This window comes from Barnesiella viscericola DSM 18177, from assembly GCF_000512915.1.
In the GTDB taxonomy this organism is placed as follows: domain Bacteria; phylum Bacteroidota; class Bacteroidia; order Bacteroidales; family Barnesiellaceae; genus Barnesiella; species Barnesiella viscericola.
On sequence record NZ_CP007034.1, the window covers coordinates 169,191 to 189,867 of the forward strand.

Genomic DNA, 20,677 nt, shown 5'->3' on the forward strand with positions numbered 1-20,677 from the left:
CTAATTTGTTGTTTTATGCAATTATTCCACAGAATTTTTCTAAATTTGCCGATAGACAAAAACTCCCTGGCAGGGGATTAAAATGGAGGTCATGGATCATAAAGTTTTTTTGACGCAGTTGCAGACCCGCTTGGGCAAGGATAAAGAGGAGGTAGAGGACTACATGTCGGCATTCCTCCAAATTATGAAGGAGCGTTGTGCGCAGATGGATTCGGTAGCAATTCAAGGATTCGGCTCTTTCGAACCCAGAAAGAAGCTGGAACGGGTTGTGGTGAATCCCGCTACGGGCAAACGTATGCTTGTGCCGCCCAAGATGATTCTCTCGTTTAAACCGGGAAGTGCCATTAAAATGAAACTTAAAAAGCTCTCTGCCCGATGAATGAAAAAATATCTTTCCCCGATTTGGTCGCTTTGCTCGCCGCAAAACTGAATGTGACGAAGAAGGAGGCCGAGGCTTTTCTCAAAGAGTTCTTTACGGTCTCGACCGAGGTTATCTCGTCGGGCGAAGAGCTGCGAATAAACGAGTTGGGTGTGTTCAAACCCATTTGGGTGGAACCTCGTGCCAGTGTGAACGTGCAGACGGGTGAGCCGGTAGAGATACCGGGGCATTACAAGTTGTCGTTTGTCCCCGACAAGGTGTTGCGCGAGGCTGTGAATGCTCCCTTTTCGAGCTTCTCGGTCGAGATTCTCAATGACCACGTATCGACCGAGGCTATGATGGCGGTGGACGAAGACGAGTTGCTGGGTAGTCGCGATACCGATAGCCCCGAGGAGGATTTGCTCGCTGCCGGACCGGCGGCTGTCATGTCGGCCGATTCAGACGCAGCCGGCGAGGTGGCTCCGGCCACTGAGTCTGAGCGGGTCGAGCCTGAGGAGGTACCGACCGGTGAAATGGCAGACTCTGAACCTTCGACCAATACTGTCTCCGAAACATCTACATCTGACCCGAACCTCGAAATACCCGCTGCTTCTGAAAAGGACGAAACGACGGTAGCCGAGACGGAGGCCGAGGTTGAGACCCCGCCGACAATCGAACCGATTGAAGCGACACCCACATCTGCGACGGGAGAACAGGCTGTTAAGACATCGGCTCTGGTTCCTGTCGTTACCGAAGAAGAGCAGGATTACCACGAATACTTGCAGAAGTCGGCTTCGCGTCGCGCCTTTTGGCTGGGAGCCTTCTCGGGCTTGGGTGCTGTTGTCGTGATTGTTACCGCAGTATGGTTCTTCCTGCGGGACGATGACGGTATCAAGATAGGTGAATATACACTCTCTCTGACCGATAGCGAGGCGTTTGCACCGCAACCCGTGGCGAACCCTGTGGCCGATACGGTTGTTATACCAGAGGCCGTCGATACGGTAGTGGAGGGTACGGCGGCAAGTGCAGATACGGTGCCGTTGACACGGGAATCTGACTCTCGAAATGTTAAAACAAACGGGCAGTCGGCCCAGGTTGCTCCGACAGTAGGTCAACCGACTTCCGGTCCCGTAGTAGAGACGATACGCTCGGGGGTATTCCTCACCACATTGTCTCGTAAATATTTCGGCCATAAAGCCTTCTGGGTATATATTTATGAAGAGAACAAAGGAGTTATCAAGAATCCCAACCAAGTACCCACTGGTACACGGGTGGTGATTCCCGATGCTGCAAAATATCATATCGATGCCAAGAACAGCCGTTCGGTCGATGAAGCCAAAGCGTTGGCTGTAAAGATTTTGAGCCGGTATGAATGAACGATAGCCGAGTCGTTGACCCCAAAGGGTTGGCGACTTAGCCTTTTTTAAGTGAATAGTTAGCCATTTTTAACACGACAGGGGGCATATAGCCATTCTCTATCGCTAATTTTGCGAGAGATAAAGTGAAAGAAAACGTATAAATTGAAAATATAAAAAAGAAAACGTATGAGTGAAACAGTTGATATTCGGGAGTTGAACGACCTGATTGCCAGCAAGAGTGCGTTCGTGAATATGATTACCCAGGGCATGGACCAGGTAATTGTGGGACAGAAACATCTGATCGATTCGTTGATGATTGGTCTGCTTTCCAACGGTCACATCTTGCTCGAAGGTGTTCCGGGTTTGGCCAAGACATTGGCCATCAAAACGCTGGCTTCGCTGATTGATTCGAAATACAGCCGTATCCAGTTTACCCCCGACTTGTTGCCGGCCGACGTGGTAGGTACCATGGTGTACAGTCAGGCCAAGGAGCAGTTCCAAATCAAGAAAGGCCCCATCTTCGCCAATTTCGTATTGGCCGATGAAATCAACCGTGCCCCTGCCAAGGTACAGAGTGCTTTGCTCGAAGCTATGCAGGAGCGTCAGGTAACCATTGGTGATCAGACCTTCCGCCTCGACGATCCTTTCCTGGTTATGGCCACGCAGAACCCTATCGAGCAGGAGGGTACCTATCCGCTGCCCGAGGCCCAGGTCGACCGTTTCATGTTGAAAGTTATCATCAGCTATCCCAAGAAAGAGGAGGAGAAGCAGATCGTGCGTCAAAACATCAGTGGGAAAAAGGTCGAAATCAAACCGGTGTTGAAACCCTCCGAAATCATCGAAGCTCGCGAAATTGTACAGAAAGTTTACATCGATGAGAAAATCGAGCGCTATATTGTCGACATCGTCTTTGCCACCCGTTTCCCGCAGGACTACGGATTGAGCGATTTGAAAGAGATGATTTCGTTCGGTGCTTCGCCTCGTGCCTCCATCAGTCTGGCCATGGCTGCCCGCGCCTATGCCTTCCTGAAACAGCGGGGATACGTCATTCCCGAAGATGTGCGTGCCGTATGCCACGACGTGCTGCGTCACCGTATCGGGCTCAGCTATGAGGCCGAGGCCAACAACATGACGGCCGAAGAGATTATCAGCGAAATACTCAACAAAGTCGAAGTGCCCTAAACAATCGGGTAGGGAGAGCTGCTGTGTATGGAAACCAGTGAACTGTTAAAGAAAGTACGTCATATCGAGATCAAGACGAGAGGCCTCTCCCGCAACATCTTTGCGGGGCAGTACCACTCGGCCTTCAAGGGGAGAGGTATGGCCTTCTCCGAGGTGAGGGAGTATCAATATGGCGACGATGTGAGAGATATAGACTGGAATGTGACAGCCCGCTACAACAAGCCCTTTGTAAAAGTCTTTGAAGAGGAACGGGAATTGACGGTCATGCTGCTGGTCGATGTCTCGGCCAGCCGTAATTTCGGAGCTGTGGGTGAGGCCAAGCGCGAGATGATGGCCGAGGTCGCTGCGACGATTGCCTTCTCGGCCATACAGAACAACGACAAGATAGGCATGATTTTCTTCTCGGACAAAATCGAGAAGTTTATCCCGCCCAAAAAGGGACGTAAACACATTCTCTATATCATACGCGAACTGATCGATTTCACCCCCGACAACACGGGAACCAATATCGGGTTGGCCCTCGAATACATGACCAACGCCATCAAGAAACGGTGTACGACGTTTTTGATCTCCGATTTCATCGACAACGGCGATTACAAAAACGCTCTTTCCATTGCCAATCGCCGTCACGACCTGGTAGCCATACAGGTCTACGACCGTCGGGAATCGCAACTGCCCAATGTGGGGCTCATCAAGTTGCAGGATTCCGAGCGGGGACGTGAGCAGTGGGTCGACTCTTCTTCGGCGGCGGTACGGGCCCGGTATGCCGAGTGGTGGAACTCCCGGCAGGAGCAGATGTTGGCCATGCTGCGCAAGAGCCGTGTCGACCTGGCTACGATTGCCACCGACGACGACTTTGTAGTGGCTCTGATGAATCTGTTCCAGCGGAGGGGATAATAAAAACAATAGGATTCTATGAAAGTACGATCTATCATATTACAGATGTTTTGCGGTTGCCTGCTTGTGTCGCAGGGGGTCGTCTCGGCTTCGGCTCAGAACCACATTGTCGTGCGGGCACAGATGGACTCGGCGGCTATCATGATGGGCGACCAGACCACCGTGCGGCTCGAAGTTTCGCAGGACAAAGGCAAGTTTGTGCGTCTGCCCATCATACAAGACACACTGGTGGCTGGGGTAGAGGTGCTTAAAATCTCCAAGCCCGATACGCTCGATTTGAAAAACAATCGCATACAGATCAACAACGAGGTACTGATTACCTCGTTCGATTCGGGGCTCTACTATCTGCCTCCCTTCAAATACGTCATCGACAACGACACCTTCGAGACCCAGTCGTTGAGTCTCAAAGTCGTACCGGTTCCGGTTGATACGACCCATGCCGAGTTTGACATCAAGGGAGTCGATGCACCTCCCTTCGTCCTGTGGGACTATGTGCCGGCTTGGGTTGTCTATTTGCTCATCGCATTGGTCGTAATCGCCGCAGGCATCTATGCCTACTGGCGTTGGGGCCGGAAAGTCAAGACTGGCGATGCGGTTGACGAAACACAGATTATCCCTCCCTACGAGCGGGCCATGCAGGCTTTGCACGAATTGAAAGACTCGAAATTGTGGCAACAGGGTCAGGAGAAGGCCTACTACACGGCCTTGACCGAAATCCTCAGGGTCTATATCGACCAGCGTTTCCACATCAACGCCATGGAGATGACCTCGACACAGATCGTCGAGACCTTGCGGCGTAACGAGGAGACCAAGGCGGTGAACCAGCAGTTGCGCGATATTCTCGAGATGGCCGACTTTGTGAAATTCGCCAAAATGCGGCCGCTCCCCGATGACAATGTGCAGGTGATGCGTTATGCCGAGAACTTTGTCGAGGAGACCAAGCCCGAAGAGAAGACTCCGGAGGAGGCAGAGACCGCTTCCGAGTCGGCTCCTGAACCCGAATCCCAGGGCGAGGCGAGCGGGAACCCGAAAAAATAGAATGTTGAACAGAGGCTTATGAGGCTACAAAATAATTTTTGAAAAATGGTATTTGCGAATCCTTTATATCTGCTGTTGTTGCTGTTGATTATACCGGTCGTTGTCTGGTATGTACTCAAGCAGAAGCACATGCAGGCCCCCTTGCAGGTATCGACGACACAGCCGTTCGACAAGATGCCGCGCACCTACAAGATATATCTGCGCCACTTTACCTTTGTGTTGCGGGTACTGGCGGTCGCCTTCCTGATTATTGCGCTGGCTCGGCCGCAATCGACCGACAACTGGCAGAATTCGTCGACCGAAGGTGTGGATATCGTGCTGGCTCTCGACATATCGGGCAGTATGTTGGCCCGCGACTTTACCCCCGACCGGGTTGAGGCTGCCAAAGATGTGGCCGCCCAGTTCGTTTCGGGTCGTGAACACGACAACATCGGTCTGGTCATCTTTGCCGGCGAGAGCTTCACGATGTGTCCGATGACAACCGATCACGCCGTGTTGCTCAACTTGATGAAAGATGTGCATTGCGGTATGGTCGACGACGGTACGGCCATTGGCGACGGTCTGGCTACGGCCATCAACCGCATCAAGGACGGCCCCGCCAAGTCGAAGACGATTATCCTGCTGACCGACGGTACCAACAATGCCGGCGACATTGCCCCGGCCACGGCGGCACAGATAGCCAAGTCGTTCGGCATACATGTCTATACGATAGGCGTCGGCACGAAGGGGTTGGCCCCCACGCCGGTACAGACGCCTTACGGCATTACCTACCAGAACATGCCGGTCGAGATGGACGAGGCCGCTCTGCAACAGATTGCAGCGACCGCCGACGGTAAATATTTCAGAGCCACCAACAAGAACGTCTTGAAGGGAATCTTTGAAGAGATTGACAAGTTGGAGAAGACCAAACTCACCGTCAAAGAGTTCAGTGTAAAAGAAGAGGAATATACCCCATGGGCAGTCCTGGCACTCTTGTGCCTGGGGTTGGAGATACTCCTTCGTCATACGTTGTTGAAAAATATTCCTTAAAAAGAAGTTGATTATGTTTCGATTTGCACAACCCGAATATTTATATTTGCTCATTCTCGTTCCCGTGCTGTGGGGACTTTTTCTCTACGGGCGATACCGGTCGCGCCGCAATCTGGCCAAGTACGGCAATCCGTCGGTACTGGCACCGCTCATGACCGACGTGTCGAAATACAAGCCCTGGATCAAGTTCATCTTTCAACAGCTGGCATTCATCGTCATCGTGTTCATGCTGGCCCGGCCTCAGTTCGGGTCGAAACTCGAAACGGTCAAGAAACAGGGCGTGGAGATTATGATAGCCCTCGACGTGTCCAACTCGATGATGGCAAAGGACATAGCTCCCAACCGGCTCGAAAAGGCCAAGATGATGCTCTCGAAACTGGTCGACGAGCTCGACAACGACAAGATAGGTCTTATCGTCTTTGCCGGCGATGCCTATACGCAGTTGCCCATCACCTCCGATTTCGTGTCGGCCAAGATGTTTCTCAACACCATCAACCCCTCGATGGTCCCCACACAGGGTACGGCTATCGGGCGAGCTATCTCTACGGCCATGAACTCCTTCTCGCCCAACGAGAGTGTCGATAAAGCCATTATCGTCATCACCGATGCCGAGAACCACGAGGACGATGCTGCCCAGATGGCTCAGGCAGCAGCCGAGAAGAATGTCAAGGTCGATGTGATTGGTATCGGTTCGCTCGAAGGAGTACCCATTCCCATCGGTGACAGCGAGACCAACTTTATCAAGGACCGCGACGGAAATGTGGTGATTACGAAATTGAACGAGGCGCTCGGGCAGGAGATAGCCAAGGCGGGAGCAGGCATCTACGTCCGGGCCGACAATACCAACTCGGCACTGCGTGCCTTGACCTCGGAGGTGAAGAAGATGAAAAAGGCCGACATCGAAAGCAAGGTCTACTCGCAATACGACGAGCAGTATCAGGGATTGGCCTGGATAGCGCTGGTGTTGCTGCTGATCGATTTCTTCATTGTCGACCGCAAGAACAGCTGGCTGAAAAAGATAACCTTCTTCTCATAATATCGGAAAAAAGAAATTTGCCTTATGAAAGCAATCAACTATATAGCACCTCTCGTGTTGGCTGCGCTGACGCTGCAAGTGTCGGCCCAGGGCAACGCAGTAGGCATGACCCCCCAGGCGAATGCGACGAATGCCACGAATGAGGCACCGTCGAAGGTCGTACCGCCGCGGGAAAAGAAGGTCGACCCGAAAGCCGAGCGTAACTCGATACGCAAGGGCAACGACCTTTTTGAAGACAAGAAATATACCGAAGCCGAAATCGAATACCGCAAGGCGTTGGACGCCAATCCGTCGTCCGAGATTGCTACCTATAACCTGGGAGCCGCCCTGTACAAGCAGCAAAAGTGGAACGACTCGCGCAACGAGTACAAGAAAATCGTGCAGGCCTCGACCGATACCATGCGGACGGCTCACGCTTGGCACAACCTGGGGAACATCTCGTTCCAGGAAAAGAACTATGCCCAGAGCATCGAGGAGTACAAGAATGCCCTGCGCCGCAACCCCAAGGACAACGAGACCCGGTATAACCTGCGACTGGCTCAACTGTTGCTGAAAAAACAACAGCAAGATCAAAATCAGGATCAGAAGAACAAGGACCAGCAGGACCAGAACAAGGATCAGCAGAAAGATCAGAAACAGCAGAATCAAGACCAGAATCAGAATAAGAACAATCAGAACAAACAGGACCAGAAGGATAATCAACAGCAAAATAACCCTCAGCAGCAACAGCCTCAGCAGTCGCAGATGTCGAAAGAGAATGCCCAACAGATTCTCGACGCCATTCAACAGGACGAGCGCGACACTCAGGAGAAAGTACAGCGGGCTTTGATGCAACAACAGAAACGGAAGAAGACCGACAAAGAGTGGTAACGGGGGTTGTAACTTATTACATAGAAGAGAGATGAAAAGATATTTGATTTTATTTTGTGTGCTGGTAGGTGTAGCCGCTCTGTGGGCCGACAATGTCCGTTTCGCGGTCGATGGTCCCAGACAGGTTATACAGGGGCAGCAGTTTCAACTGGAATACACCTTGTACAATGCTTCGGGCAAGAATTTGAAATTGCCCGATTTTACCGGTTGCAAGGTGTTGTATCAGGGTACGAGTTCGGGCACGAGCGTATCGGTGGTCAACGGGAAAGTTGATCGGCAGACAACTGAAACTCATGTCATAACCCTGCGTGCCGATAAGGAGGGTAGCTACACCTTTGCTCCGGCCACCATTTCGGTTGACGGACGCACCTTCTCGACCAACACGTGGAAACTGACCGTATTGCCACCCGACAAAGCCGGTGCATCGTCGGGCGGTTCGTCAAGCCAATCGGGACGTCAAGGTAGTGACGATACGGCCCTCTTTATCCGCACCGTCCTCTCCAAGACCAAAGTCTATGAGCAGGAGGCTATCCTGGCAACCATCAAGCTCTACACCCGGGCTTCGGGCGTACAGGCCGAAAGTTACAGCTTCCCCTCGTTCGAGGGCTTTGTCGTACAAGACATCGACCTGCCGCAGAACACCTCGTTCGAACTGGAAAACTACAACGGGGTCAACTACAAGATGGCCGTCTTGAAACAGTGTCTGCTCTTCCCGCAACGCACGGGCAAGATTACCATCAATCCCGGTAAATACGAATTTCAGGTCGAGACCTACCAGCTGGTCAACGGTCCCTTCGGCCCCATGCGGGTTCCACAGGGGGTGAGCCGTGCGGTCAGCTCCAATGCCACCTCGGTCGAGGTTATGCCGCTGCCCGGTGGTAAACCCGCTTCGTTCATGGGTGGGGTAGGCAACTTCTCGCTGAGCAGCTCGATCAGTTCGACACACGTCAAAGCCAACGAGGCCATTACCTTGAAACTGGTAATCAAAGGCTCGGGTAACTTGAAATATCTGAAAAATCCTGATTTGAAACTGCCCAACGATTTCGATACCTACGACCCCAAAGTCGACGTTTCGGTGAAAGCCTCGGCCGGTGGGGTGAGCGGGACCCGCACCGTCGAATATACGACGATACCCCGCTTTGCCGGTACGTTTAAGATTCCGGCCGTCGAGTTCTCCTACTTCGATATCAAGAGCAAGCAATACAAAACCTTGCGCACCGAAGAGTATGAGATTACGGTCGACAAGGGAGCTCCCGGGAGCGGAGGTAAAACCGTATCGAATTTCTCGAATAAAGAGGATTTGAGACTGTTGAATCAGGATATACACTACATCAAGCTCAACAAGATGAACCTGGTACAGAGTCCCACCATGTATATCGACGGGTGGGCCTACTGGTTGTGGTACATCATTCCGGCTGTGGCCTTTATTGCCTTTGTCATCATCAACCGCAAGCAAGCCAAGGCCAATGCCAACGTGGCCCTCATGAAGAACCGGAAGGCCAACAAGGTAGCCTCGAAGCGACTGAAAGAGGCCGGGAAATATTTGAAGAACCACGACAAGGAACACTTCTACGACGAGGTGCTCAAAGCCGTATGGGGCTATCTGAGCGACAAACTCGGCCTTCCCAACTCGGAGTTGACCAAGGATAATGTGGCCGCCGAACTGGAAAAATATGGAGCAGGCGCCGAGTTGATAGCCGAATTCAACGAGATATTGAGCCGTTGCGAGTTTGCCCAATATGCCCCCTCGCAATCTGACGAGGCAATGGACGAGCTTTATACCCAGACGGTCGAGGCCATAGGCAAAATGGAAAATACGGTGAAAAAGTAAAACACGATGACGATGAAAAAGATAGTTATATATTTGCTCTGTATCGTTGCCGGTATGACGGCAACATATGGTCAGGAGTCCCTGACAAAGGCCAACGAGGCCTATGCCCAGGAAGATTATATCAAGGCCATCGAACTCTATGAGCAAACGGCCCGCGAGCATGGCGTGTCGTCCGACCTCTATTACAATCTGGGCAATGCCTACTACAAGCACAACGAGTTTGCCAAGGCCATCTTGAACTACGAGCGGGCTCTGCTGCTGAATCCCGGCAACGAAGATGCCCGTTTCAACCTCGACATGGCCAACACCCACATTGTCGATAAAATCGATCCCGTAGGGCGCTTTTTCCTCTCGGTGTGGATCGACACGATGCGCAGCTACCTCTCGTCCAATACGTGGGCGGTTATCGGCATCATCGCCTTTTTCCTGTTCATCGGGGGCTGTTATCTCTACCTCTTCACCCGGTCGGTACCGTTGAAGAAAATCGGTTTCTTCGGTGGAATCGTAGTGCTGCTGATTGCCATCATGGCCAACTGCTTTGCCTGGGGGCTGAACGAGAAGAAAGAGATTCGCAACGAAGCCATCGTCTTCGATGCCACGGTATCGGTGAAGAGTTCGCCGGCCGAGAGCGGTACCGACCTCTTCGTCCTGCACGAAGGGACCAAGGTCGTTGTGCTGAGCAAGGTAGGCGAGTGGTCCGAGGTGAAGATAAGCGACGGCAATCGCGGTTGGCTTCCGTCGGCAGCCATAGAAATCATCTAATTGCAACTACCCGTGTTGGAACAGTTAATCGAGTGGGATAAAGCCGTTTTTCTCTTTTTGAATAACACCCACACCCCGTTCTGGGACCATTTCATGTGGATATACACGGGGCGACTCACGTGGGTCCCCCTGATCCTCTCCCTTTTGTTTGTCCTCTTTCGGAAGAATTGGAAAGAGGCATTGCTCGTTGTCGTGGCTTTGGCCCTCACGATAACCCTCTGCGACCAGTTTGCTTCGTCGCTGTGCAAGCCCTATTTCGCCCGTTTCCGTCCGGCTCAGGACCCCGAGTTTTCCCCCTTTGTACAAATCGTGAACGGGTACAGGGGAGGGCGTTACGGCTTTATTTCGAGCCATGCAGCCAACAGTTTCGGTGCGGTGGTCTTGCTGGCCCTGATATTCCGCAACCGTCTCTTCACTATTACTGCCGTCGTGTGGGCCATTGTCAACTGCTACTCCCGCATATATCTGGGCGTACACTATCCCGGCGACATTCTGGCCGGGACGGTGGCCGGCATCGTTATCGCTGTCATCGTTTATGCAATAGGGGTGAAAATACGTCATCGCTTGTGGGTAAAACATATTCTGAGGCAACGGCAGTCGCCTTACTATAAAGACCCCGACATTGTGCTGTCAACTATCGTCATCTGTTTGAGTGTGGTATCTATTTCGGCCTATGCACTCGTGCAAGTCTATTTTTGAACACCCGTAAAATTTTGGCTGCAAAATTTGGAAATGTAGAAAATAGAACTTAAATTTAGTGCGTATTCAAAAGAGTACAATTAACCGAATTTTTAACCATAAAAACAATTACCCTTATGACTAAGACAATCACATTTAACGAGCTCCGTCGCATCAAGGACAGTTTGCCCGACGGTTCTATGCATAGAATCGCCGATGAGTTGAATGTTACCACCCAAACCGTGCGTAATTATTTTGGAGGAACCAATTATTCATTTGGGAAAAATTGTGGGCTCCATATCGAACCGGGACCCGATGGCGGAATCGTTGTGCTCGACAATACACAGATATACGATATGGCACTTCGTATTTTGGAAGAAGAAAACAATAAGAAATAAACCGATAAAACAGAAACAGGATTGACCATGAAACGGGACCGCTTGATTACACTGGCTATACACACCTATCCGAAAGCTCTTATCTTGAAAGGCATTTTGGAGAGCCAGGGTATCGCCGTGACCATTCAAAATGTCAATCTGTTGAAACCAGTCATTTCACCGGGGGTGCGAGTGCGAATCCATGAACAGGATTTGCCTCACGCCCTCGAAATTTTAGAGACCGATCCCGTGTTCGGGAATTCGGAAATTGCGGGAAAACCGAAAAAGAACCGGATTCTTATCCCCATCGACTTTTCCGACTACTCCATGCAGGCTTGTCGGCTGGGGTTCGATTTTGCCGCTACCCACGAAGCCGAGGTCGTATTGCTTCATACCTTCTTGTCTCCTTTCTCCATGGGGTCTCTCTCGTTGGCCGAGACGATAAGCCATGAATTGAAAGAAAGCGAAGAACACAAACTATTATTCGCAAAGGCCAATCGCGAGATGACATCCTTTTGTGAAAAGTTACACCAGTTGATGGTCGAGGGCACACTCCCGTCGGTCCCCTTTATATACCGAGTTTGCGAGGGAGTCCCCGAAGACACGATTATACTGATGGCAAAAGAATTGAACCCGTCGCTCATTGTTATGGGGTCAAGGGGAAAGACCCGGAAGGAGATAGACTTGATAGGAAGCGTAACGGCCGAGGTAGTCGACAATGGAAATTTCCCGGTATTTGCCGTCCCCGAAGGGTTTACTCACACGCACATAAGCGACATCAAGAATGTCGCCTTTTTCACCAATTTTGACCAGCAGGACTTGATTTCGCTCGATACCTTCATGCGCCTGTTCCAGAGCTACACCTTTGGCATACGGTTCTTCCATTTGACCGAGAAAAGCGATGCCTGGACCGAAATAAAGTTGGCCGGTATTCGCGACTACTGCCAGTCGCACTATCCCGGTAGGGAAATCGACTACAAGATAATCGGCGAGGACAATTTCCTCGACAACGTTGAGCGACTTTTCCAAGAGGCCTCCATCGATGTCATGGTCGTCCCCAACCGCAAGCGTAACATCTTTGCCCGTCTTTTCAATCCCAGCATCGCTCACAAAATGCTGTTCCACACCGATACACCTCTCATTACCATTCCCTCTTGAATGGAGTTCTGCCTTTACCCTCCCGGTAACAGGCAGGAATCTTTGTCAGTCTACACGCTGTCTCTCTTTGTCCGGAAGTGACGTTTTGTCAGATTTCGGGCCAATAAATCTTTTGGCATGAAATTGGTTATAATTAGGGTGTCTATCTCTAAATGGGTAGACACACAACGATAAAATTAAAGTATAACTAAAATAAAGAACAATGACTATTAAACCGTTAGCAGACAGAGTATTGGTGCTCCCAGCTCCTGCAGAAGAGAAAACAATCGGCGGTATTATTATCCCTGATTCGGCCAAAGAAAAACCCCTCAAAGGTCAAGTAATTGCCATCGGCAATGGTACCAAAGACGAGGAAATGGTAGTGAAACCCGGCGATACCGTTTTGTACGGTAAATATGCGGGCACCGAAATCGAATTGGACGGTGAAAAATATCTGATCATGAGACAATCCGATATTTTGGCAATCCTTTAACGTGTTTCATGTTTAATTTTTAGAAGGAAAAGAATTATGGCTAAAGAAATTAAATTCAATATTCAGGCTCGCGAAGAGCTGAAAAAAGGGGTTGACGAATTGGCAAATGCCGTGAAAGTAACCCTGGGTCCGAAAGGTCGTAACGTAATTATCGAGAAAAAATTCGGTGCTCCCCACATCACCAAAGACGGTGTGACGGTAGCCAAAGAGATCGAATTGGCCGACCCCTTCCAGAACATGGGTGCCCAATTGGTCAAAGAGGTTGCCTCCAAGACGGGCGACGATGCCGGTGACGGTACGACCACGGCTACTGTATTGGCACAGTCGATTGTGAACGTAGGTCTTAAAAACGTGGCTGCCGGTGCCAACCCCATGGACTTGAAACGGGGTATCGACAAAGCCGTAGCCAAAGTTGTTGAAGGCATCAGAGAACAAGCTCAGGAGGTAGGTGACGACTTTGAGAAAATCGAATCGGTTGCCCGCATCTCGGCCAACAACGATAGCGAAATCGGTCAACTCATTGCCGAGGCTATGAAGAAAGTGAAGAAAGAAGGCGTCATCACGGTCGAAGAGGCCAAAGGTACCGACACAACGGTCGACATCGTTGAAGGTATGCAGTTCGACCGCGGTTACATCTCGCCCTATTTCGTAACCAATACCGAGAAGATGGAGTGCGAAATGGATACGCCCTACATCTTGATCTACGATAAGAAGATTTCGGTTTTGAAAGATATGCTTCCCGTACTCGAAGCCACTGCACAGACCGGTCGTCCTCTGCTCATCATTGCCGAAGATGTCGACAGCGAAGCCTTGGCAACGTTGGTTGTAAACCGCTTGCGTGGTTCGCTCAAAGTATGTGCCGTGAAGGCTCCCGGTTTCGGCGACCGTCGTAAAGAGATGCTCGAGGATATTGCCGTCCTCACCGGTGGTGTCGTAATCTCCGAAGAGAAAGGGTTGAAACTCGAATCGACCACCATCGAAATGTTGGGCCGTGCCGAGAAAGTAACCGTCAACAAAGAGAACACGACCATCGTCAACGGTATGGGTAGCAAGGAATCTATCGCTGCTCGTGTGGCTCAAATCAAGGCTCAAATCGAGACGACAACTTCTGACTACGATCGGGAGAAACTGCAAGAGCGTCTGGCCAAATTGGCCGGTGGTGTTGCCGTCCTCTACATCGGTGCTGCCTCGGAGGTTGAAATGAAAGAGAAGAAAGACCGTGTAGACGATGCCCTGAGTGCCACGAGAGCCGCTATTGCCGAAGGTATCGTACCGGGTGGCGGTGTAGCTTACATTCGCTGTATTCCTGCCTTGGAAGGCCTCAAAGGTGATAACGAAGACGAAACGACCGGTATCGAAATCGTGAAGAGAGCTATCGAAGAGCCTCTGCGTCAGATTACGGCCAATGCCGGTGTCGAAGGCGCTGTGATTGTACAACGCGTAAAAGACGGTAAAGGCGATTTCGGTTACAATGCCCGCACCAACACCTACGAAAATTTCTTCGCCGCAGGTGTAATCGATCCGGCCAAAGTAACTCGTGTAGCCCTCGAAAACGCCGCTTCTATCGCCGGTATGTTCTTGACGACCGAATGCGTAATTGCCGATAAGAAAGAAGAGAATCCTGCTCCTGCCATGCCGGCTGCCGGAATGGGTGGAATGGGCGGAATGATGTAATTCCCTTCTCCTGAATAAGAGTCAAAAAAGGGGAGCGTCCCGGGAAATCCGGGCGCTCCCTTTTTTTGTTGATAGAAAAAGTGGTGGATTGCATCGTCGGCCTGCATATTCACGTAAAACTCTTGTTCCCATTTGTCTCCCAATTCTTCTTTCACTATATTTGTAGATACTAATACCTCATGATATAAAAGAACACTATGAAACCAATAGCTGCAATTATAGTCTTTTTCTCTTTAATGCTTCCGTCATTATTTTTAAGTTATGGCAACTATACGACTACCAAAGAATATATTATCAACGATGTAAATCAGGCATTAGCCCAAACGATTCTGTATAAAACATATGACCACATAACAGTGGATACCTTGAAGGTATTTCGATCAAAACTGCAAATAGACCAATTGAAGGAGACCTCTTATTTGTCTATTTGCACGGAGGAGCCTAGTAAAATTCCTTTTTGTAGCGATACAATGAGTTATAAAATAGGGGACGAAAGATTGCATATCAGAGCATATCCAAACTGCTCAAAGGCCGCAATATTTGGAATGTCTGAACAAAAACTACCCTCCATATTGTTTATTATAAGTATATTATGGGGGCTTTCGTCCATTATGTTTTTCCGTATGAAGCCGTCTGAAAAAGTCAATAATATCATAGAATCGGAAACGATAAGTGTTGGAGCATTGCATTTCTCAAAGTCTTCCAATCTCTTTTTTGATGAGGCGAGGAAAGAGATTTACTTTACTCCCATGCAGTATCAACTCATGAAAATGTTCATAATAGCGAAGAATCATCGATTGTCGGTGGAAGAGATATGTCATAGCCTTTGGCCCGGGAAAGAAGATGCTCGCGATACTCTATATACATTGGTCCGCCGAATAAAGCCGGTTTTGGAAAGAGCCTGTAATGTAAAGATTGAGGCAGAAAAGGGGCATTTCTATGTACTGAAAACAAAGGAACGCTGATTATCAGTGTATTGTTGGCTAAATGTCAGCCAAATGTCAGTCCCTCTATAACAGTTTTTTGCCACCTCGCTCATATATTTGTCAACAAAAAACGGCAAATTATGAAGAGGGAGAGAACAATCGTTGCAACTCTTTTATGGATACTGTTTTCGGTATCGGCTTGGGCACAAGGTTTGGTAAAGGGGGTAGTCGCAGACTCGGGGAATAGACCTGTTGCAGGAGCCTCGGTGAGATTGTATCAGGGCCATGATACATCAAGCAGTAAAGGGGGCACGACCAACCGGAACGGGCTATTTGAGTTGGAGAAAGTAGCCGATGGTAAATATATATTGAGCATCTCTTTTTTAGGCTATGAAGATTACTCCACGGAAATCACGGTAGCCGGGAATACCGATGTCGGACTTATTATTCTGAAAGAACAGCCTCTTGATTTGGACGAGGTGGTCGTGTCGGCCAGCTTGGTAAAACGGTTTGCCGATAAGAAGGAATATAAATTGACTCCTGCCGAAAAGGGTCAATACAGCAGTGCCTTGTCGGCGTTGGAGTTCCTGCCCAAGATTCAAGTTCTTGATCAAAGTGTTTCGTCGGTGGACGGCAAGGCCGTGAAGATTCTGATCAATGGCATACCATCAACGCCGATAGACTTGTCTGTCATATCGCCTGAGAATATTGCCAAAATCGACTATTATACCCAGCCGCCTGTCCAATACTCCAATATGGGACTGGAGGCCGTAATCGATGTGGTGACCCGGGAAAAACAGAATGGTGAGTCGGTCGGGGTCAATACCCAGAATGCCGTGACCACAGGATTTGGCAACAATGTCGTCAACTTCAAATACAACTGGGGACATTCGCAGATTGGTGTGACATACAATATCAATTACAGGAACTACAACAAAAGGGTGCTGGACGAAGAAATGGCCTATTCCGTCGGCGGAACAGATTTTGAAAAGAGAAAGAGCGGGCGCAACAGCCCCTATGCCTATGAGCAGCAGGTGGCCGAAATCAGCTTCAACAACACAAAAGCCGACAACTATCTGTTCAGTACGAAACTCTCCTTCAACTCCTTGAATCGCAGACGCTCCTCGGTGCAGGATATTCTGTCAAGTGTGGACGGTAAGGAATCCCGTAAAACAGGGGAGAGTTGGGACAAAGACAAATACATCAGTCCGGTTATGGATATGTATTTCAGTAAATCGTTCGGCTCCAAACATGAGCTTATTGTGAATCTCGTCGGTACATACTACAAGTCGGATTATGATTATGAGTATCAGGAATTGCTGGAAGCAGAACCCGATTTTGAAACGGCTACGGTAATACATACCGACAAGTATTCGGTTATTGGAGAAGCGTTGTATACCTATAAAATGGAAACGGTGAATCTGCATGCTGGGTCACGATACATGTACAACAACAGCATTCAGAATAACCTGCCGTCGAACAATAAGATAACGGCCCATGAAATCTACTCCTATCTGGGAATAACCGGCATGTGGGGCGACAGATTCAATTACAGCCTCAGCGCCGGCGTGAACAACCATATATTTACCACTATCGAGAACAAGACCTACAACTTCACCTATTTCCGCCCTCAGGTGAAATTGGGATATTTCATAGACCCAAGCTCCGACCTGATGTTCAATTATGAAATAAATACCGAAAACCCGTCGGTCTCTTCGTTGACTTATAATCCATATTATAAAGATCCCAATTACATCTTTGTCGGGAATCCCCATTTGAGCCCAAGCAACAACCATGATTTTTCATTCTCCTATTTCAAAGGGTTCAAGAAATTTATTATCAATGCAGAAGTGGGGTATTCCTATACGAAAGATGCCATCGCCCCGATTTTTCAATCGGACCATACAAACATCATCGAAACCTTTGGGAATCTGGATTATGCACAGAACATGAAAGCCAGCCTCTTTTTACAGTGGTATCCATTTTCAAACAATATGCTCAGGTTGAGATTGTACTCCGAAGTGTTCCATCAGATAAATAAATGGGGCACCTCGAAATGGAACCATACCGGCTATTCCATCATACCCTCGGTATATCTTGCCTGTCATCAATGGGGATTGCAGGTATTCTATCAGACTCAAAAGAAATCCCTTATCGGACAGACAACGAAAAACATACCCAGCATGGCATCGGTAGAGTTGTCTTATAAACCGATTAAAAACTTGACCCTCACCGGAGGTATAAGATACCCGTTCTATGACTCCTGGAAACAGGTTACATCTGTATCTGGGACATCGCTCCTACGACGTACGGAGACCGAAAGAATCATCAACAATGCCAATATGGTATATGTCAATCTCGTTTATAATTTCTCATTTGGCCAATCTAAATCGGGTGTAAAATTGAAAATACAGAACCGGGATAAGGATTCCGGAATCTTGAACCGAAATTGATACGATTGAAGCCGATGAAGGTGAGGAGACCTGAGGGCATTGGAGACAACAGATTCTCCCTCGCTTCATTTATGGATAAGATATAATTTCCTATCTTTACGACCAAAGAATAGGGTACAATGAAAAAATGTCTTTTTGCTATTGCATTAGTCGGCTTATTTGCAATACAGGTACCAGCAAAAGCTCAGACTACCACAAATGAGCGGATATATATCCTTTCTTCTGTATGGAAGGATGTGTGCAAGAATTTTGCCTTCCCTGAACGGTTTAAGGAGGTTGACCCCGATAGTCTGTACAAAGAGTATATCCCCAAAGTTCTACATGCAGAAAGCGAACAGCATTTTTCTAATCTCATGGCCGAATTCCTTTCGAGTTTTCAAGACGGACATACTAAATTTAATGATAACAACATCAAAAGGTACAAAGTGCCTGTTGTCTTTTCTTGGGTCAAAGATCAATTATTTGTGACCAATATCCCCACAGCCCTAAAACAAGAGATACCCCTTGGCAGTCAGATTGTTGAAGTTGAAGGCGAACCATTGATGGATTACCTGCAAAAACAGGTTTATCCGATTGTCCCGGCTTCCAATGAAAATTGGAGAAAAAGGAAAGCGTTAGACTTCTTTTTGACAGGAGATAAGGACACTCGTTATAATTGTAGTATTAAGACCCCCAACGGAGAGATGAAAGAGGTTTCTTTAACAACGGGTATCATAGGGTATGAGGATATATCAGACTGGCTTATTCAGCGGGACAATCGTATATGTTATGTAAAGAATCTACCCGGTGATATTCTCTATATGAAGTTGACCACATTTGCTAAACCTCAATCGGTAAAAGAGGAGTTTGAGAAATATCTGTCGCAATTTATATCATCAAAAGGAGTCATTTTTGATATACGAGGCAACCGAGGCGGTACAGATGAATCGTGGCATAATCTTATACAATATATAGCAGATTCAGATGTGAATATTCAAGATGGACTTATGCTTACAGGCAGAGTTTCAAATACGGCTATCGAGTTGTATGGGAAAAACGTACCTCAATTGGCCGATTATTATAATGGGGTTGCAATGCAGCCGATACAATTAGACCCATTTAAAAGTAAAATACCCGATTCATTGAGAATCAAATCGCCGATCATTTTACTTGTCGATGGATTTACGGCTTCAGCCGCCGAAGATTTTGCCGTGACGATGAAGAATCTGAAACTGGCTACCATAGTAGGCACATCGACAGCCGGAGTAGTCAGTTCTCCAAAAGTGAATGACCATGGGCATGGCTATTGGTCTCAGGTTTCGTTTTGTCGATTTTCTAACCCTGATGGCTCTGATATCATCTATACCGGAGTTTTGCCGGATACTAATATCGAATATACCTTGAATGATGCGTTAGGTAAAACTGATACCGCATTGGACACGGCAATTAACATAATACATATCCACCAAGCTAAGTAGTACAATAACGGAACAGTAAATTTTTAGGGAAGAACTTCTTGGTTCGATGTTAACAGATTCTTCCTCGCATTTGTTTTTAAAGTCGTGGAGCAGGGGAGAAGTCTCCCATTTGATGGGGCAGAGCACATTCCGAGCAATAGGTTGCCGGTTCCCACTGGTTTTCTTGCGGGTATTCTTTCCGGCTTCGGGTTTTGTCGTATTTTTGCACCGTGAAAGTTATCTATATTCTTTTAGGCGGACTCTCTCTCGGCTTGGGGGTAGCCGGTATCTTCCTGCCGCTGTTGCCTACCACCCCTTTTCTGCTGCTGTCGGCAGCCCTGTGGCTGCGCAGTTCGCCACGGCTCTATCATTGGCTTTTGAATCACAAGCGGCTGGGTCCCTATATCCGCGACTTTCTCGAACATAAGGCCATACCGCTGCGGGTGAAAATCATCTCGGTATCGCTGGTGTGGATTACGCTGCTCTATTGCGCCCTGTTTGTGGCTCGGGTGTGGTGGCTCGCGCTCTTGTTTATCCTGCTGGCCATGGCCCTGTCGTGGCATATCCTCTCGTACAAGACCCGCAGATAGTCGTTGTCAGTATCTGAATCCGATGGAGAGGAAGGCGTTCCCACAATTGCTGAGACCCGAGGTGTGCGAATCGATAAATCGATAACCCAGCTCGACGACAGGCGAGAATCTATACGACCTGAGGTACCAGGCCAGGGAGATGTCGTAGGACGAGCGGTTCCAAGAGGGGCAGCCCACGCTGCTCAATGCCTTTGCCCGTACGTCAAGGGCATGGATACTTTTCACGCCGTCGAGCAGTTTTACACCCAAGCCACCGCCTAAGCTGACCCCATTATAATAAGTTTTAACCTCCTTGTTTTTGTATAGGGAAATGTTGTCTTCGACCGTAACAAAGAGATAGGCGATAGAAACAAATTCCACCTGGGACTTGAATGAAAAGTCAACGGGCGTTATTCCTTTGTTTTCCATTCCCGTTCCGGCTGAAAATTCGAAATGTACCCGATCCATGAAGGTTTGCGCATGCGTCTTGACTGTCGCGAGCATGAGTAAAAGGGCAGCAGCATAAATAAATTTTTTCATTCTGTTACGTGTTGTGTCGATTAAGGTACCTGT

Annotated in this window: 20 protein-coding genes; 19 read left to right on the forward strand and 1 reads right to left on the reverse strand. The window is 48.9% G+C overall.

Annotation, left to right across the window (positions count from 1 at the left end; genetic code table 11):
* Positions 1-91 precede the first annotated feature (91 nt).
* From BARVI_RS00670 to BARVI_RS00760, 19 genes are all read left to right on the forward strand, one after another.
* Entirely contained in the window at positions 92-379 is a 288-nt protein-coding gene (locus BARVI_RS00670; protein WP_025277364.1) for an HU family DNA-binding protein, read from the forward strand.
* A complete protein-coding gene (locus tag BARVI_RS00675) occupies positions 376-1,734 on the forward strand; it encodes an HU family DNA-binding protein (protein WP_025277365.1) in 1,359 nt (452 codons plus the stop codon). The genes BARVI_RS00670 and BARVI_RS00675 overlap by 4 nt, the downstream gene beginning before the upstream one ends.
* A 168-nt stretch (positions 1,735-1,902) precedes the next feature.
* Positions 1,903-2,898, forward strand: a complete 996-nt coding sequence (locus tag BARVI_RS00680) for an AAA family ATPase (protein WP_025277366.1) — start codon at positions 1,903-1,905, stop codon at positions 2,896-2,898.
* Positions 2,899-2,925: 27 nt separating this feature from the next.
* Positions 2,926-3,795, forward strand: a complete 870-nt coding sequence (locus BARVI_RS00685; RefSeq protein ID WP_025277367.1) for a DUF58 domain-containing protein — start codon at positions 2,926-2,928, stop codon at positions 3,793-3,795.
* An 18-nt stretch (positions 3,796-3,813) separates the two neighbouring features.
* Positions 3,814-4,833 (forward strand): DUF4381 family protein, encoded by a 1,020-nt coding sequence (locus BARVI_RS00690; RefSeq protein ID WP_025277368.1) that lies wholly within the window; start codon positions 3,814-3,816, stop codon positions 4,831-4,833.
* Between the two features lie 45 nt (positions 4,834-4,878).
* A complete protein-coding gene (locus tag BARVI_RS00695; protein WP_025277369.1) occupies positions 4,879-5,862 on the forward strand; it encodes a vWA domain-containing protein in 984 nt (327 codons plus the stop codon).
* Positions 5,863-5,875: 13 nt separating this feature from the next.
* On the forward strand, positions 5,876-6,898 hold the full coding sequence (locus BARVI_RS00700; protein ID WP_025277370.1) for a vWA domain-containing protein: 1,023 nt from the start codon (positions 5,876-5,878) through the stop codon (positions 6,896-6,898).
* A gap of 24 nt (positions 6,899-6,922) precedes the next feature.
* Entirely contained in the window at positions 6,923-7,768 is an 846-nt protein-coding gene (locus BARVI_RS00705; protein ID WP_025277371.1) for a tetratricopeptide repeat protein, read from the forward strand.
* A gap of 31 nt (positions 7,769-7,799) precedes the next feature.
* A complete protein-coding gene (locus BARVI_RS00710) occupies positions 7,800-9,599 on the forward strand; it encodes a BatD family protein (protein WP_025277372.1) in 1,800 nt (599 codons plus the stop codon).
* Between the two features lie 12 nt (positions 9,600-9,611).
* Complete coding sequence (locus BARVI_RS00715) at positions 9,612-10,361, forward strand: tetratricopeptide repeat protein (protein ID WP_025277373.1); 750 nt, start codon at positions 9,612-9,614, stop codon at positions 10,359-10,361.
* A 12-nt stretch (positions 10,362-10,373) separates the two neighbouring features.
* Positions 10,374-11,060: a phosphatase PAP2 family protein gene (locus BARVI_RS00720; RefSeq protein ID WP_025277374.1), complete on the forward strand. Its 687-nt coding sequence runs from the start codon at positions 10,374-10,376 to the stop codon at positions 11,058-11,060.
* A gap of 116 nt (positions 11,061-11,176) precedes the next feature.
* Positions 11,177-11,437, forward strand: coding sequence for a hypothetical protein (locus BARVI_RS00725; RefSeq protein ID WP_025277375.1), 261 nt, complete (start codon positions 11,177-11,179; stop codon positions 11,435-11,437).
* A 27-nt stretch (positions 11,438-11,464) separates the two neighbouring features.
* Positions 11,465-12,574, forward strand: a complete 1,110-nt coding sequence (locus tag BARVI_RS00730) for a universal stress protein (RefSeq protein WP_025277376.1) — start codon at positions 11,465-11,467, stop codon at positions 12,572-12,574.
* A gap of 202 nt (positions 12,575-12,776) precedes the next feature.
* Complete coding sequence (locus BARVI_RS00735) at positions 12,777-13,046, forward strand: co-chaperone GroES (RefSeq protein ID WP_025277377.1); 270 nt, start codon at positions 12,777-12,779, stop codon at positions 13,044-13,046.
* 36 nt (positions 13,047-13,082) lie between these two features.
* Positions 13,083-14,720, forward strand: a complete 1,638-nt coding sequence (gene groL, locus BARVI_RS00740) for a chaperonin GroEL (protein ID WP_025277378.1) — start codon at positions 13,083-13,085, stop codon at positions 14,718-14,720.
* Between the two features lie 197 nt (positions 14,721-14,917).
* Positions 14,918-15,685, forward strand: coding sequence for a helix-turn-helix domain-containing protein (locus BARVI_RS00745; protein WP_038534212.1), 768 nt, complete (start codon positions 14,918-14,920; stop codon positions 15,683-15,685).
* A 101-nt stretch (positions 15,686-15,786) separates the two neighbouring features.
* Complete coding sequence (locus BARVI_RS00750) at positions 15,787-18,099, forward strand: TonB-dependent receptor (protein WP_025277380.1); 2,313 nt, start codon at positions 15,787-15,789, stop codon at positions 18,097-18,099.
* A gap of 119 nt (positions 18,100-18,218) precedes the next feature.
* Positions 18,219-19,556, forward strand: coding sequence for a S41 family peptidase (locus BARVI_RS00755; protein ID WP_025277381.1), 1,338 nt, complete (start codon positions 18,219-18,221; stop codon positions 19,554-19,556).
* A 209-nt stretch (positions 19,557-19,765) separates the two neighbouring features.
* The gene (locus BARVI_RS00760; protein WP_025277382.1) at positions 19,766-20,125 is read left to right on the forward strand and encodes a YbaN family protein; all 360 of its coding nucleotides are present in this window, start codon (positions 19,766-19,768) and stop codon (positions 20,123-20,125) included.
* A gap of 6 nt (positions 20,126-20,131) precedes the next feature.
* Here BARVI_RS00760 and BARVI_RS00765 read toward each other — a convergent pair whose 3' ends face one another.
* Complete coding sequence (locus tag BARVI_RS00765) at positions 20,132-20,644, reverse strand: hypothetical protein (protein ID WP_025277383.1); 513 nt, start codon at positions 20,642-20,644, stop codon at positions 20,132-20,134.
* Between the last annotated feature and the right edge of the window lie 33 nt (positions 20,645-20,677).